At 66.6% G+C, this 15,286-nt stretch carries 14 protein-coding genes; 7 read left to right on the top strand and 7 right to left on the bottom strand.

Annotated features, from left to right (window positions below; genetic code table 11):
• Positions 1 to 256: 256 nt before the first annotated feature.
• The 3 genes from era to lepB all read right to left on the bottom strand — a co-directional run bounded on the left by era (position 257) and on the right by lepB (position 2,894).
• Positions 257 to 1,174, bottom strand: coding sequence for a GTPase Era (era, locus tag ASE79_RS11795; RefSeq protein WP_056416523.1), 918 nt, complete (start codon positions 1,172 to 1,174; stop codon positions 257 to 259).
• Positions 1,175 to 1,425: 251 nt separating this feature from the next.
• Positions 1,426 to 2,130 carry a ribonuclease III gene (gene rnc, locus ASE79_RS11790; RefSeq protein ID WP_416354512.1) on the bottom strand — a complete coding sequence of 235 codons (705 nt, stop codon included), beginning with the start codon at positions 2,128 to 2,130 and terminating at the stop codon, positions 1,426 to 1,428.
• Positions 2,085 to 2,894: a signal peptidase I gene (gene lepB / locus ASE79_RS11785; RefSeq protein WP_056417263.1), complete on the bottom strand. Its 810-nt coding sequence runs from the start codon at positions 2,892 to 2,894 to the stop codon at positions 2,085 to 2,087. Before lepB ends, rnc begins: the two co-directional genes overlap by 46 nt.
• A gap of 125 nt (positions 2,895 to 3,019) precedes the next feature.
• On the opposite strand from lepB, the gene pgi reads away from it, so the two are divergent.
• The 5 genes from pgi (at position 3,020) to ASE79_RS11760 (ending at position 8,691) form a co-directional block, all read left to right on the top strand.
• Positions 3,020 to 4,510, top strand: a complete 1,491-nt coding sequence (gene pgi / locus ASE79_RS11780) for a glucose-6-phosphate isomerase (RefSeq protein WP_056416518.1) — start codon at positions 3,020 to 3,022, stop codon at positions 4,508 to 4,510.
• 136 nt (positions 4,511 to 4,646) lie between these two features.
• Entirely contained in the window at positions 4,647 to 5,024 is a 378-nt protein-coding gene (locus tag ASE79_RS11775; RefSeq protein WP_056416515.1) for a DUF4174 domain-containing protein, read from the top strand.
• 107 nt (positions 5,025 to 5,131) lie between these two features.
• Complete coding sequence (gene gorA / locus ASE79_RS11770; RefSeq protein ID WP_056416513.1) at positions 5,132 to 6,487, top strand: glutathione-disulfide reductase; 1,356 nt, start codon at positions 5,132 to 5,134, stop codon at positions 6,485 to 6,487.
• 72 nt (positions 6,488 to 6,559) lie between these two features.
• Entirely contained in the window at positions 6,560 to 7,756 is a 1,197-nt protein-coding gene (locus ASE79_RS11765) for a thiolase family protein (RefSeq protein ID WP_056416510.1), read from the top strand.
• A gap of 158 nt (positions 7,757 to 7,914) precedes the next feature.
• Positions 7,915 to 8,691: an SDR family NAD(P)-dependent oxidoreductase gene (locus ASE79_RS11760; protein ID WP_056416506.1), complete on the top strand. Its 777-nt coding sequence runs from the start codon at positions 7,915 to 7,917 to the stop codon at positions 8,689 to 8,691.
• 118 nt (positions 8,692 to 8,809) lie between these two features.
• Here ASE79_RS11760 and ASE79_RS11755 read toward each other — a convergent pair whose 3' ends face one another.
• From ASE79_RS11755 to ASE79_RS11740, 4 genes are all read right to left on the bottom strand, one after another.
• The gene (locus tag ASE79_RS11755; RefSeq protein ID WP_056416503.1) at positions 8,810 to 10,168 is read right to left on the bottom strand and encodes a dihydrolipoamide acetyltransferase family protein; all 1,359 of its coding nucleotides are present in this window, start codon (positions 10,166 to 10,168) and stop codon (positions 8,810 to 8,812) included.
• Positions 10,168 to 11,175: an alpha-ketoacid dehydrogenase subunit beta gene (locus ASE79_RS11750; RefSeq protein ID WP_056417260.1), complete on the bottom strand. Its 1,008-nt coding sequence runs from the start codon at positions 11,173 to 11,175 to the stop codon at positions 10,168 to 10,170. The genes ASE79_RS11755 and ASE79_RS11750 overlap by 1 nt, the downstream gene beginning before the upstream one ends.
• A 59-nt stretch (positions 11,176 to 11,234) precedes the next feature.
• Positions 11,235 to 12,524 (bottom strand): thiamine pyrophosphate-dependent enzyme, encoded by a 1,290-nt coding sequence (locus ASE79_RS11745; protein ID WP_056417257.1) that lies wholly within the window; start codon positions 12,522 to 12,524, stop codon positions 11,235 to 11,237.
• A 233-nt stretch (positions 12,525 to 12,757) separates the two neighbouring features.
• Positions 12,758 to 13,774 (bottom strand): fumarylacetoacetate hydrolase family protein, encoded by a 1,017-nt coding sequence (locus ASE79_RS11740; RefSeq protein ID WP_056416500.1) that lies wholly within the window; start codon positions 13,772 to 13,774, stop codon positions 12,758 to 12,760.
• Positions 13,775 to 13,924: 150 nt separating this feature from the next.
• Between ASE79_RS11740 and ASE79_RS11735 the strand changes: the two genes are divergently transcribed.
• Positions 13,925 to 14,179, top strand: coding sequence for a DUF6894 family protein (locus ASE79_RS11735; RefSeq protein ID WP_056416497.1), 255 nt, complete (start codon positions 13,925 to 13,927; stop codon positions 14,177 to 14,179).
• A 244-nt stretch (positions 14,180 to 14,423) separates the two neighbouring features.
• A complete protein-coding gene (locus tag ASE79_RS11730; protein ID WP_235516894.1) occupies positions 14,424 to 15,101 on the top strand; it encodes a Crp/Fnr family transcriptional regulator in 678 nt (225 codons plus the stop codon).
• The last annotated feature ends 185 nt before the right edge of the window (positions 15,102 to 15,286 follow it).

Below are 15,286 nucleotides of genomic sequence, written 5' to 3'. Positions count from 1 at the left end.
GACCGTCGCGGTTTCGGGCCGATGCGGATCGGATTGGATCGAGTTCCGCGCCAGATTCTGTTCTCCCGCGAAGGCGGGAGCCCAGTCTGGGCCCCCGCCTTCGCGGGGGAACATTTTTTCTATCGTACACCACCCCGGCGGAGGCCGGGGCCCGGTTGGGAAGGCCTGAGTAACGGCGCGCTGTCCGTCGTGACAACCGTCCCCCAACTGAGCCCCGGCCTTCGCCGAGGTGGAGTGTGGTGGTTGTGGTCGCGGGTCAGTCGACCCAGTCGAGGCCGATGTCGCGGTAGGTTTCGCGGTCTTCGTCCCAGCCGGGTTTGACCTTTACGTGCAGGTACAAATGGACGGGCTTGCCGGTGATCGAAGCGAGTTCGATGCGGGAGCGCGCGCCGATTTCCTTGATCCGCACGCCGCCCTTGCCGAGCACGATCGCGCGCTGCGTCGGGCGTTCGACGAGGATCTGCTGGTGGATCTCCAGCGACCCGTCCTGGCGCTCGATATACTGCTCGGTCTCGATCGTGCTCGCGTACGGCAGCTCGGCGTGGAGCTGGAGATAGAGCTGCTCGCGAGTCACTTCGGAGGCGAGCGCGCGTTCGGTCGAGTCGGAGACCTGGTCTTCGGGATAATGCCACGGGCCTTCGGGCATCGCCTTGGCGAGCTGCGCCTTGAAGTGCGCGAGGCCGTCGCCGGTGCCCGCGCTGATGAAGAACGTCTCGGCGAAGGGGAGCAGCGCGTTCAACTTTTCCGCGTGGATCAGCAGCTTGGTCTTGTCGGCGAGATCGACCTTGTTGAGGATCAGCCAGATCGGTTCGGTGCGGCCGACCAGCGACTCGACGATGGTCGTGACCTTGCCGCCGATCCCGCCCTTGGCGTCGACCACCAGCGCGATGATGTCGGAGCCTTCCGCGCCGCCCCAGGCGGCGGCGACCATCGCGCGGTCGAAGCGGCGCTTGGGCTCGAAGATGCCGGGGGTGTCGACGAGCAGGATCTGCGTGTCGCCTTCGATCGCGACGCCCATGAGCTTGGCGCGCGTGGTCTGCGCCTTGGGGCTGACGATCGCGACCTTCTGGCCGACGAGCGCGTTGACGAGCGTCGACTTGCCGGCGTTCGGGGCGCCGACGATGGCGACTAGACCGCAATGCTTTGTATCGGGCGTGGTATTCGTTTCAGTCACATATGCTCTTTTCGAACTGGTGTTGCGTGCACCTGTACAGGGAAAACGGCTGTCCGTCATCGCGTCGTGGGTACGTCGAGAAAGGGAGTTTTGTTCGCGCGGAGGCGCAGAGAGCGCGGAGGTGGTGTGGTCGGGGCAAGGTCGCGCCCGGCAAGGCGCCGAGTTATTCGGCGGTGCGTGATCGTAGTGGGAGCGAGCCTCATTCGCAGCACCTCCGCGTCCTCCGCGCCTCCGCGCGAGCAAAACTCTTTTTAGCTGAGCTTCTCCAGCAGCGCCTTGGCGGCCGCGGTTTCGGCTTCTTGTTTGCTTGAGCCCATGGCGGTCGCTTCGGCGAGCTTGCCTATCGAGACGAGGATCGTGAATTTGGGGGCGTGGCCGGGGCCGGAGCGCTCGACGACGGTGTATTCGGGGGGCTTGCGGTTATGCGCGGCGGCCCATTCCTGCAGCGCGGACTTGGGGTGTTGCGGGGCCTTGGCGCCGGCCTGGACCCTGTCCCCCCAAGCGCCGCGGACGAAGGCGCGCGCGGCGTCGAGGCCGGCTTCCTGATACCAGGCGCCGATCAGCGCCTCCATCACGTCGCCGAGCACGTTGTCGCTGTCGCTGGCGCCGTCATCGCGCGCCTGCTTGCCGAGCTTCAAATGCGCGCGGACGCCGAGGCTGCGGGCGACGTCGGCGCAGACGGGGCCGGTGACCAGCGCGTTGAGACGCTTCGACAGCGAGCCTTCGGGGTCGGTCGCGAACAGTTCGTACAGCCATTCGGCGATGATGAGGCCGAGGACTCGGTCGCCGAGGAATTCGAGTCGCTCGTAGTTCGCCGCGGCCTGGCTGCCGTGCGTCAGCGCGCGCTCATAGGGGGCGAGGTTGGTCGGTGTGCGGCCGAAGAGCGTCTTCAGCCAGCCGGCGAGGTCGCTCAAAAGCCTTCCCCGATGCGGCTCCAGCGCGCGGCGCTGACCCAGGTCCAGGGCTTCAGCCATTCGGCGTTGCCGTCGGTCGAGAAGAAGTTGACGACCGCCTTGCCCTCGACATTCTCGAGCGGGACGTAGCCCATGCCCTGCGGCGCGGGGAAGCGGCTGTCGCCGCTGTCGTCGCGGTTGTCGCCCATCACGAAGATGTGGCCCGCGGGGATCGTGTAGAGCCCGGTGTCGTCGCGATCGGGGAGTTCGGCCTGATCGAGCACCTCGTAGCTGCGGCCACCGGGAAGCGTTTCGCGGAAGCGGGGGTAGCGGCAGATCTGGACGTTGGCGACGACGTCGACGAACGGCGCGCCGCACTTTTCCGCGTCGAAATTGGCGGTGAGCGGGATTGTGAAGTCGGCGATGCGAAGTTTGGGGATCGCCTTGCCGTTGAGGTAGACGACGCCCTGGCGCATCTGGACGGTCTCGCCGGGCAGGCCGATCACGCGCTTGATGACGTCGTGATCGAGCACTTCGGGCGCGCGGAAGACGACGACGTCGCCGCGGGTCGGCGTGCTGCCAAGGATGCGGCCCGGGATCAGCGGGACGCCGGCGGGCAGCGACCAGCGCGAATAGCCGTAATTCCATTTCGACACGAAGAGATAGTCGCCGATCAGGAGGCGGGGCAGCATCGATTCGGACGGGATGCTGAACGGCGCGAAGATGAAACTGCGCAGGATCAGCACGACCACCGCCAGCTTCAGCAGGAAGCGGAACGTCTCGCTCGTTTCGGACCGCTTGGGTTTCGTCTTCACGTCATTTGCCATGTCTGCGGGTTTGCGCAGACGGCGCGCGTCGTCAAGCTTGCGCGGGATACCTGTCACCGAAAGAGCGTTGTCGCGGTCTCGCGCTTGCAGCATGACCGGCGCGCACGTCTATTCGGAGAAGTAGCATGACCGCCGACTGGTCCAAGATCGAAGCCCTGCCCGCAACTAAGCTGACCGACCTGTTCGCGCAGGACTCGGAGCGCCTTTCGAAGCTGAGCCTCGATGTCGCGGGTATCCATTTCGACTGGTCGAAGACGCATCTGACGACCGACATGGTCGCCGCGTTCGAGCAGATGGCCAAGGCGCAGGACCTGGCGGGCAAGCGCCAGGCGCTGTTCTCGGGCGAGGTCGTCAACGTCACCGAGGGCCGCGCGGTCGAGCACACCGCAGAGCGCGGCGAGGGCAAGCCCGAGAGCGTCGCGATCGCGCAGGCGAGCCATTCGCGCATGCGGACGCTGATCGATGCGATCGAGGCCGAAGCGCTGGGGCCGGTGCGGCATATCCTGCACGTCGGCATCGGCGGGTCGGCGCTCGGGCCGCAGTTGCTGGTCGACTCGCTCGGGCGTGACGACAAGCGCTATGATGTCGGGATCGTCGCCAATGTCGACGGCGTCGCGCTGGAGGACGTGTTCGCGAAGTTCGATCCGGCGGCGACATTGCTCGTGGTCGCGTCGAAGACCTTCACGACGACCGAGACGCTGATGAACGCCGAGAGCGTGCTGCAGTGGATGACCGAGCATAATGTGGAGGATCCGTATGGCCGCGTGATCGCGCTGACCGCCGCGCCCGAAAAGGCGATGGAATGGGGCGTCGACGAGACGCGCATCCTGCCGTTCGCCGAGAGCGTCGGCGGGCGCTATTCTTTGTGGTCGACGATTGGGTTCCCGGCCGCGATCGCGCTCGGCTGGGACCGGTTCGAGGAGCTGCTCGAGGGGGCGGCCGAGATGGATCGCCATTTCCGCCTCGCCGCGCTGCATGAGAACGCGCCGGCGCTCGCCGCGTTCGCCGACCTCTATTACACGCAGATCCGCCATGCCGAGACGCGCGCGACCTTTGCCTATGACGAGCGGTTGCGGCTGCTGCCGAGCTATCTCCAGCAGCTGGAGATGGAGTCGAACGGCAAGTCGGTGACCGCGGACGGCGAGCCGCTCGGGCGGCCGTCGGCGGCGATCACCTGGGGTGGGGTCGGCACCGAGGCACAGCATGCGGTGTTCCAGCTGCTCCACCAGGGTACGCATCTGGTGCCGGTTGAGTTCGTCGCGTCGATCGAAGCCGGCGACACGCTGCCCGAGGAGCATCACAGGGCGCTGTTACTCAACGCGTTTGCACAGGGTGCGGCGCTGATGGCGGGCAAGCAGGTCGAGGATCCGGCGCGCAGCTATTCGGGTGATCGGCCGTCTTCGACGCTGCTGCTCGACGATCTGGATGCGCGGACGCTGGGGGCGCTGATCGCGTTCTACGAGCACCGCGTGTTCGTGAACGGCGTGTTGCTGGGGATCAACTCGTTCGATCAGTTCGGGGTGGAGCTGGGCAAGGAGATGGCGAAGGCGGCGGAGAAGGGCGGGCAGACGTTCGATCCTTCGACAGATGATTTGATCAAGCGCGCGTTCGGGTGATTTGGGGGGGGAGGGTTCGCCCTTCCCTCTACTGTTCCCCCGCGAAGGCGGGGGCCCAGGATACCACCCGCAGCGCGCGTGACCCTGGGCTCCCGCCTTCGCGGGAGAACAACAGAAGTTGACGCGTTCTGGCGTCATGCCGTTTTTTCTCGCCGTAGCGCTCGCCGCCTCTCCCACCCTCGCGCAGATGAAGTGGGAGCGGCGCGTGCTGATCGTCGCGGCCCCGTCCCCGCAGGACCCGGCGCTTGCCGAGCAGCGCCGGGTCCTCGGCAGCTGGACCGCGAAAGGTGAGGCGCGCGACCTTACCATCGTTGAGGTCGTCGGCGACCAGGTCCGCGGCGCCGGCGACACCGCCCCCGCGCTGCGTCGCAAATTCCGCCTTCCCGCAGGCTTCACCGCGATCCTGATCGGCAAGGACGGCGGCGAGAAGCTGCGCAGCGCCGAGCCCTTCCCCACCAAACTGCTGGAGCAGACGATCGACGCGATGCCGATGCGCAGGGCGGGTCGGCGATAGAGCGGGCCGATCACCCTGATCGCCGCACCGGGCTTGTCCGCGCATCCCCCCTGCCCCAGATGGCACCCAAAGCCGCAGCGCGGCGGCGCGACGTACAAGGATAGCCCGTGACCGATACCCAATTCGACTATGACCTCTTCGTCATCGGTGCCGGCTCGGGCGGCACGCGCGCATCGCGCGTCGCCGCCGCGCACGGCGCGCGCGTCGCTGTGGCAGAGGAATACCGGGTCGGCGGTACCTGCGTCATCCGCGGCTGCGTGCCGAAGAAGCTGCTGATTTACGGCGCGCATTTCGCCGAGGATCTGAAGGACGCCAAGCGCTTCGGCTGGCAGGTGCCCGACGATTGCGCGTTCGACTGGCGCGTGCTCCGCGACAACGTGATGGAGGAGGTCGACCGGATCAACGGCGCCTACACGACCACGCTCGAGAACAACCATGTCGACATCATCCACCAGCGCGCGGTCGTCTCCGGCCCCAACGAAGTCACGCTCGCCGACGGCAGCAAGAAGACCGCGGCGAAGATCCTGATCGCGGTCGGCGCGCATCCGCTGGTGCCCGATTTCCCCGGCGCCGAGCACGGCATCACTTCGAACGAAGTGTTCCACCTCGACGACGTGCCGAAGCGCGTGCTGATCGCGGGCGCGGGCTATATCGCCAACGAGTTCGCCGGGATCTTCCACCAGTTCGGATCGCATGTGACGTTGGTCAACCGCACCGACGTGATCCTGCGCGGCTATGACGAGTCGATCCGCGACCGCCTGCTCCAGATCTCGATGAGCAAGGGGATCGATTTCCGCTTCAACGCCGCGTTCGAGCGTATCGAGAAGAGCGAGGACGGCTGCCTGACCGTGCACACGCACGGGCACGAGCCGATCGTCGTCGACCTCGTGATGTTCGCGACGGGCCGCCTGCCCAACACCAAGGGGCTCGGGCTCGAGAGTGCGGGCGTCGAACTCGACGCGGCGGGTGCGGTGGTCGTCGACGCGGACAACCGGTCGAGCTGCGACAGCATCTTCGCGGTCGGCGACGTCACCAACCGCATCCAGCTGACCCCGGTCGCGATCCGCGAGGGGCAGGCGTTCGCCGACACGTTCTTCGGCAACAAGCCGACTCGCGTCGATTACGCCAACGTCCCCGCCGCGGTATTCAGCCACCCGCCGATGGCCGGTGTCGGCATGACCGAGTCGCAGGCCAAGCAGGCGCTGGGATCGGTGAAGGTGTACACGTCGGACTTCCGGCCGATGAAGAACGTGCTGGCGGGCCGCAACGAGCGATCGCTCTACAAGATGATCTGCGATGGCGAGACCGACCGGGTGGTCGGCATCCACATGATCGGCCCGGACTGCCCCGAGATCCTGCAATCGGCCGCGGTGGCGGTGAAGGCAGGGCTGACCAAGGCCGATTTCGACGCGACGGTCGCGCTGCATCCGACGATGGCGGAAGAGCTCGTGCTGATGAAGTAAGGCCTTCGGGCTTTGCGTCCTGCGCGCAATTCGGTAGATCGGGCACATACCCGATCCTCGAAAGGTTCCAGCATGCGTGAAGCCGCCATCGTATCGACCGCCCGTACCGCTATCGGCAAAGCCTATCGCGGCGCGTTCAACGCGACCGAGGCACCGGTGCTGGCGGGGCATGTGATGAACGCGGTCGTCGAGCGCGCCGGGGTGGATCCGGCGCGGATCGACGAGGTGTTCTGGGGCATCGGCAATCAGTGGGGCACGCAGGGCGGCAACGCAGGACGCATGGCGATCTTCGCGGGCGGGCTGCCCGAATCGGTGCCGGCGTTCACGCTCGACCGGAAATGCGGATCGGGCCTGACCGCGGTCGCGATGGCGGCGCGGACGATCATCTGCGACGAGGCCGATGTCGCGCTGGCCGGCGGGATGGAGTCGATCAGCTACACCGTCACCAAGGACGCGCCGCGCTACGTCAATGCGAGCGTGATCGCCAAAGAGCCCGCCGCCTATATCCCGATGATCGAAACCGCGGAGATCGTCGCCGAGCGCTATGGCATCAGCCGCGAGGCGCAGGATGCGTATGCGGCGATGAGCCAGCAGCGCGCGGCGGCGGGGCTCGCGAGCGGGGCGTTCGCGGAGGAGATCGTGCCGATCACGGTCGAGAAGGCGCTGTTCGACAAGCAGGGCAATCATGCGGGAATCGAGAGCGTCACGCTGTCGCAGGACGAGGGTATCCGTGCGGGGACGACGCTGGAGGGGCTGCGCGGGCTGAAGACGGTGTGGGCGGGCGGCGAGTTTTCGGGCCCCGGCACGAGCGTGACCGCGGGCAATGCCAGCCAGTTGTCCGATGGCGCCTCCGCACAGTTACTGATGGACCGCAAGACCGCGGAGGCCGAGGGGAAGGATATCCTCGGTATCTATCGCGGGTTCCAGGCGGCGGGGTGCAGCCCGGCGGAGATGGGGATCGGGCCGATCTTTGCGATCCCGAAGCTGCTCGAGCGCGCGGGGCTGTCGGTGGGGGATATCGGGCTGTGGGAGCTGAACGAGGCGTTCGCATCGCAATGCCTGTATTGCCGCGATCATCTCGGCATCGATCCGGAGAAGTACAACGTCAATGGCGGCGCGATCGCGGTGGGGCACCCGTTCGGGATGACCGGGTCGCGGCTGGTCGGCCATGCGCTGATCGAGGGGCGCAAGCGCGGCGTGCGCTATGTCGTGGTGTCGATGTGCACCGCGGGGGGCATGGGGGCGGCCGGGTTGTTCGAGATCGTTTGAGGTTGGCCCCGGCGCGGGCGTGCCCTCACCCTTCCCACGGCGAAGACGCCGCGGGCCCCTTCCCTCTCCCCGATGGGAGAGGGAGATGCGCGTCCGGGGCATTGCCAACGTCCTGAGCCGGGCGCAGGTTTGCGCATTCTCGATGGGGGCGCTGGGCTATGACGACGGCATTGATCACCGGCGCATCGGCGGGGCTCGGCGAAGGCTTTGCGCGGGCGCTTGCGGCCGAGGGGACCACGCTGATCCTCACCGCGCGTCGAGTCGATCGGCTCGAGTCGCTGGCGACCGAACTGCGCGCGGCGCACGGCGTCACGGTGCACGTCTTTGCCGCCGATCTTGCGGACCCGGATGGCCCGACGACGCTGATCGCGGCGATCGCGGCCGCCGCGCTGCCGGTCGACGTGCTGATCAACAATGCCGGGTTCGGCGCGCGGGGGGATTTCGCGGACCTCGACAGCGCGCTTCAGCTTGGGATGATCGACCTCAATTGCCGTGCGCTGGTGGCGCTCTCGCATGCGGTCCTGCCACAGATGATCGCGCGCGGGTCCGGCGGGATCCTCAATCTCGCTTCGGTCGCGTCGTTCCAGCCGGGACCGTGGATGGCGGTCTATTATGCGAGCAAGGCGTTCGTGCTGAGCTTTTCCGAGGCGCTGCACGAGGAGGTGAAGGCCAAGGGCGTGCGGGTAGCCGCGTTGTGCCCCGGACCCACGCGCACCGAGTTTGCCGACATCGCCGGGCTGGGCGACACCGCGCTGTTCGAACGCCTGGCGAGCGATCCGGGCGCGGTGGTGCGCGACGGGCTGGCGGCGCTGGCCGCGAACCGGGCGGTGAAGGTGTCGGGCGCACTGAATTTCGCGATGGCCGAGGGGATACGCTTTACCCCGAGAAGCCTCGCGCGGCGGATCGCGGGGGCGTTGCAGAAGGCGCGCGACTGAGGCGGATCAGCGGCCGGCGAACTCGGCGATGGCCGGTCCGATCGCGATGCCCTGAAGCATCGCGTCGAACCGGCCTTTGATCGTCAGCGCTGCGCGGTGCGTGCGCTTCCCCCGCGTCTCAGTCTGCGAACAGCAGGACGGGGGTTTCCAGGTACTTCTTCAGGCCCTGGACGAAGCTGGCCGCATCCCAGCCGTCGACGACGCGGTGGTCGCAGCTGATCGACAGGTTCATCAGCTTGGCGCGGACGACCTCGTCTCCCTTGAAGACGGGGCGTTCGACGATCTTGTTGGGGCCGATGATCGCGACCTCGGGGCGGTTGATGACCGGGGTCGTCGCGATGCCGCCGAGGGGGCCGAGCGAGGTGACGGTGATCGTGCCGCCGCCCATCTCGCTGGGGGCGAGCTTGCCGGCGCGCGCGGCTTCGGCGAGACGCGTGATCTCGGTCGCGAGCTGCCAGACGTTGCGGTCCTGTGCGTCGCGGATCACGGGGACGGTGAGGCCTGCGTCGGTCTGCGCGGCCATGCCGAGGTGGATGCTACCGTGGCGAGTCACCACGCCCGCCTCGTCGTCGTAGCGCGCGTTGAGCATCGGGAAGTCGGGGATCGTCTTGCAGATCGCGACGATCATCAGCGGCAGCATCGTCAGCTTGGGGCGGCCGCCGCGGTTGGCGTTGAGGTCGGCGCGCATGGCTTCGAGCGCGGTGACGTCGATCTCGTCGACATAGGTGAAGTGCGGGATCGCGCGCTTCGACGCGGCCATGTTCTCGGCGATGCGGCGGCGCATGCCGATGACCTTGATCGGCTGGTCTTCGCGCGCGCGCGACGCGTGCGGGGGGTGATAGCCTTCGCCGGACCCGTAGCGGAGGTAGGCGTCGAGATCGGCGTGGCGGACTCGGTCGGAGTCGGTTTTTACCGAGGCGAGGTCGATGCCGAGATCGCGCGCGCGCGCGCGGACCGCGGGGGATGCGAGCGCGTGCGCCTTCTGCTCGGTCGGAGAAACCGCGGTCTGCGTCTGCTCCCTCTCCCCTCCGGGGAGAGGGCTGGGGTGAGGGGTTGGGGCCGTTGCCAACGGTTCCGCCTGGGGCTGCCCCTCACCCCGACCCTCTCCCCGGAGGGGAGAGGGAGTTTCGGTTGCAACCTCTTCGACGCCTGGATTCTCGGCTTCGTATTGCTCGGCGGTCTCGGCCTGCGCCGCGGTAAGCGGTGCGGCGACGACTTCGTCCGCCACTTCGACCGCATCCGTCTCGATCACGACCAGCGCAGCGCCGATCGACACCTGGTCGCCGACTTCGCCCGCGAGTTCGACGACGACGCCGGTCACCGGCGACTCCATCTCGACGGTCGCCTTGTCGGTCATCATGTCGGCGATCGGCGAGTCTTCCTCGACCCGGTCGCCGATGGCGACGTGCCAGGCGACGATCTCGGCCTCGGAAATGCCTTCGCCGATGTCGGGCAGCTTGAAGGTGAAGCGGGCCATTATGCGTCCTTCATGATCTTCTTGAGGGCTTCGCCGATGCGAACCGGCCCCGGGAAATATGCCCATTCGAGGCTGTGCGGGTACGGCGTGTCGAACCCGGTCACGCGCTCGATCGGCGCCTCGAGATGGTAGAAACAGCGTTCCTGGACGATCGCCGACAGCTCGGCGCCGAACCCGCTGGTGCGAGTCGCCTCGTGGACGATCATGCAGCGGCCGGTCTTCTTCACCGACGCCTCGATCGTCTCGATATCGAGCGGCACGAGCGTGCGCAGGTCGACGATCTCGGCGTCGATCCCGGCTTCGGCGACGACCGCGGTGCAGACGTGTACCATCGTACCGTAGGCGAGGATCGTCAGCGCCTGCCCCTCACGGACGATCTTCGCCTTGCCGAGCTCGATCTTGTAGTAACCCGTTGGCACTTCGCCGGCCGGGTGCTTCGACCAGTTCTGCGACGGGCGATCCCAATAGCCGTCGAACGGGCCGTTATAGATGCGCTTGGGCTCGAAGAAGAGCGTCGGGTCGTTATCCTCGATCGCGGCGATCAGCAGGCCCTTGGCATCATAGGGCGTCGACGGGATCACCGTCTTGATCCCCGACATGTGCGTGAACAGACCCTCGGGCGACTGGCTGTGCGTCTGCCCGCCGAAGATGCCACCGCCGAACGGCGAGCGCACCGTGATCGGCGAGGTGAACTCGCCCGCCGAGCGATAGCGCAGCCGCGCGGCTTCGGACACGAGCTGGTCGAGCGCCGGATAGATGTAATCGGCGAACTGGATTTCGGGGACCGGGCGCAGGCCATAGGCGCCCATGCCGACCGCGACGCCGATGATGCCGCATTCGGTGATCGGCGTGTCGAACACGCGCGTCTTGCCATGCTTGGCCTGGAGCCCCGCGGTCGCGCGGAACACGCCGCCGAAATAGCCGACATCCTCGCCCATCACGATCACGTCGGGATCGCGCGTCATCATGATGTCCATGGCGGAGTTGATCGCCTGGATCATGTTCATGCGGGTGGTTTCGCCGCCGGTATCCGGTGCGTCCGAGACGGGTGTTTCGATCATGTCGCTCATGCCTTGCGATCCCAGGGGCGGCCGGATGCGGATTCCTCATCGAGCATCTGCTGACGCTGCTCCTTCAGATGCCAGGGCAGCTCCTCGAACACGCCGTCGAACAGCGATTCGAGCGGCTGGTGCAGGCCATGGCCGAGGATGCCGTTCTTCTCGGCCTCCTTCTGCGCGGCCTTGACCTGCTCGGCGAGCTCCTTGTCCTGCGCCGCGTGGCGTTCATCGTCCCATTCGCTGATCGCGATCAGGTGATCCTTCAGCCGCTTGATCGGGTCGCCGAGCGGCCACGCATTGGGCTCGCCCTCGCTGCGATACTGGCCCGGATCGTCCGAGGTCGAATGGCCTTCCGCACGGTAGGTGAAGTGCTCGATCAGCGTCGGCCCCTGGTTGGTCCGCGCGCGCTCGGCGGCCCATTGCGTCGCGGCGTACACCGCGAGCGCGTCGTTCCCATCGACCCGAAGCCCGGCGATGCCGTAGCCGACCGCGCGCGCCGCAAAGGTCGTCGCCTCGGCGCCCGCGAACCCGGAGAAGCTCGAGATCGCCCACTGGTTGTTGACGACGTTGAAGATCACCGGCGCGCGGTAGACCGCGGCGAAGGTGCAGGCCGAATGGAAGTCGCCCTCGGCGGTCGAGCCTTCGCCGCACCAGGTCGCCGCGATCCGCGTGTCGCCCTTGGCCGCCGATGCCATCGCCCAGCCCACGGCTTGGGGATATTGCGTCGTCAGGTTGCCCGAGATCGAGAAGAATCCGGCTTCCTTGACCGAGTACATGATCGGCAGCTGCTTGCCGCCGAGCCTGTCGGCGGTGTTCGAATAGATCTGGTTCATCATGTCGACGAGGCTCCAGCCCCGCGCGATCAACAGCCCCTGCTGGCGGTAGGACGGGAAGCACATGTCCTCGTAATCGAGCGCATAGGCTGCCGCGACCGCGACCGCCTCCTCGCCCAGCGCCTTCATGTAGAAGCTGGTCTTGCCCTGGCGCTGCGCGCGGAACATGCGTTCGTCGAACGCGCGGAGCAGCGCCATGCTGCGCAGCATCCGGCGCAGCACGTCGGGCGATAGCTTGGGATCCCAGGGGCCGACCGCGTTGCCGTCGTCGTCGAGGACGCGGACCAGCGTGTAGGCGAGATCGGTGAAGTCGGACGCCTTGTCCGCGGTGTCGGGGCGCCGTGCCTCGCCAGCGGGGGGCACGTCGACTTCGGCGAAGTCCACCGCGTCGCCGGGGCGGAACTTGGGCTCCGGGATATGCAGCGTGAGCGGCTGCAAATTGGCGCGCGGATGCTCGCTTGCCATCGTCATTCCATCTCCATGAGGCCGCTGTGACCGCGGAACACTCTTACCGAAGCGTGTTATTAAATTTCAATCGCGATTGCGAGGGGATTTTCTGGCAGGTGGCTCGCGCGTGGATTTTTTCGGGTGAAGCGAGGCACTTGCATCAATCCCCCTCCGTCGCCTTGGCCTCCCGCGAAGGCGGGCGCCCAGACTGGGGCACCGCCAGCGCGGGGAAACATGGCGTGGCGTGGCGCCTATTCGACGGTCTGTTCGATCACGCCGAAGATCGGATGACGCTTGTCGTCCTCTGCCCAGATGCGGACGACGTCGCCCTTTTTGAGGAACGGCGTGACGGGCTTGCCGCCGGTGATCGTCTCGATCGTGCGGACTTCGGCGAGGCAGGAATAGCCGACCCCGCCCTCCGCGATCGACTTGCCCGGGCCACCATCGGGTCCACGGTTCGAGACGGTGCCCGACCCGACGATCGTCCCCGCGCCGAGCTTGCGCGTCTTGGCGGCGTGCGCGACCAGCGTGCCGAAGTCGAACGTCATGTCCTCGCCGGCTTCGGCGCGACCGAGCGGGACGCCGTTGAGGTCGACCATCAGCTTGCGGTGCAGCTTGCCGCCCTGCCACCAGTCGCCGAGCGAGTCGGGCGTGACGAAGACGGGCGAGAACGCGCTCGCCGGCTTGGACTGGAAGAAGCCAAAGCCCTTGCCGAGTTCGCCGGGGATCAGGTTGCGCAACGAGACGTCGTTGGTGAGGCCGACCAGCAGGATCGCCGCCAGTGCCTCGTCCCGTGACGCGCCCATCGGCACGTCGCCGGTGACGACGACCACCTCGCCCTCCATGTCGCAGCCCCAGGCCTCGTCGCCGAGCGGGATCGGATCGCGCGGCCCCAGGAACCCGTCCGAGCCGCCCTGATACATCAGAGGATCATGCCAGAAGCTGTCGGGCATCTCCGCGGCGCGCGCCTGCCGCACCAGCGCGACGTGATTCACGTATGCCGAGCCGTCGGCCCATTGATAGGCGCGCGGCAATGGCGACTCGGCGTCATGCTCGTGAAAGCGCCGCATCGGGATCATCTCATGCTCGAGATCGGTCGACAGGTTCTTCAGATCGATCGAGAGTCGATCCCAATCGTCGAGCGCGGCCTGCAAGGTCGGCGCGATGTGACTTGCATCGGCATACCAGGCAAGATCGTTCGAGACGACGACGAGCGTACCGTCTCGTCCGCGGGTGGCATCGGGGTGCTTCAGGCTGGCCAGTTTCATGCGGCAGATCCTCTCGTGTTTGCCTGCACCCTACGCCCGGGGCGCGGTTCAAGTCGAGCATGGAGCGCCGATCAAACCTGATTTTGGTAAGAGCGGAGCGGCGGCCGGCCTGTTAGGAACAGGCTTGCGTAACGGTTGAGGAAGTCGAGCATGCCCAGATACTTCTTCGACATCGACAACCATAAACACGCGCCCGACGAAGACGGCACGGATCTGCCCGACGACGAAAATGCGCGCGTCCAGGCGGTCATATTCGCGGGCGATTACCTGAGCGACCATCCGGATATCGTACGGCATGGCGCGTGCTTCCGCGTTGCGGTTCGCGACGACCAGGGGAGCGTGCTGCTGGCGGTCGACGTGACGATAACCGAGCCCGGCGCGGATACCGGTTTACCGCCAGTCTGAACGTGCCGACCAAGCGCTTCAGGACACGGGCGGCGCATGGGTCTGCTCGCGTTCCGGCGTAATATAATAACATGGGTTTTGTTGACCTGCCCAATCCTGGGATAAGGTGCACTTTCCCCCGACGCGCTATCCCAGTGAGGGAGACGACGAGAAACGGGTGCTCCTGCCCTGGATGCGGAGAGTGCACGTGGACATTTCCACCGTGACGGAACAAGTTGTTCGTAAGTTCGAAACGCGGACGGCGATGAGCGCTGACGATCGCGCCAAGATCGCCGCGCTGCCGTTCAAGGTCAGGACGATCGATGCGTCGACCTACATGCTGCGCGAAGGCCAGCGCCCGACCCGCTGCGCGTTCATTCTCGACGGACTGGCCTACCGGCAGAAACTGACGCCCAATGGCGAGCGCGAGATCGTGTCGATCCTGTTGCCCGGCGAATTCATCGACCTGCAGAACCTGTTTCTCGAGGAATCCGATCACGATATCCAGGCGCTGACCCGGCTGACGCTCGCGGAGGTGCCGATCGCCGCGCTCCGTCAGTTCATCGAGGCGTGTCCCGCCGCTGGCCAGGCCTTGTGGATCGATGCGCTGGTGGAATCGTCGATTCACCGCGAATGGCTGCTCAACGTCGGGCGGCGCAACGCGCGCAGCCGGCTGGCGCATCTGCTCTGCGAGTTTTCCGTACGCTTCAAGACGTCGATGCTCGGCGACGTGATGGCGTATGAATTGCCGATGACGCAGGAACAGCTTGGCGATGCGCTCGGGTTGACGCCGGTCCACGTCAACCGCGTGCTGAAATCGCTCGAGACCGACGGGCTGATCACGCGCAAGAAGCGCCAGTTGAGCGTGACCGACTGGCCCCGGCTGCGCGACGCCGCGGAGTTCAACGAGCGGTATCTGCACCTCGGCCAGATCCGCACCTGATCCCGCCCGCCGAGCCCGACACCGGTGCCGAATAGGGCCGGAGGTTGACTTTTGGGGCACGATACGCCAGATGGCCGGCATCGAGGCGTAATGCAGCGTGATTGGACCTTTACGGTCTTAGCTCCGCCTCGGTCGTTTCCAACGGGCTTCCCTTTTCACGCGGGGTGTCAAAACACCACCGCCCC

The sequence above is a fragment of the Sphingomonas sp. Leaf28 genome (assembly GCF_001421685.1).
Taxonomy (GTDB): domain Bacteria; phylum Pseudomonadota; class Alphaproteobacteria; order Sphingomonadales; family Sphingomonadaceae; genus Sphingomonas; species Sphingomonas aurantiaca.
The sequence above is the reverse complement of the archived record's forward strand: the minus strand, read 5'-3'. Positions and strand labels throughout refer to the sequence as shown.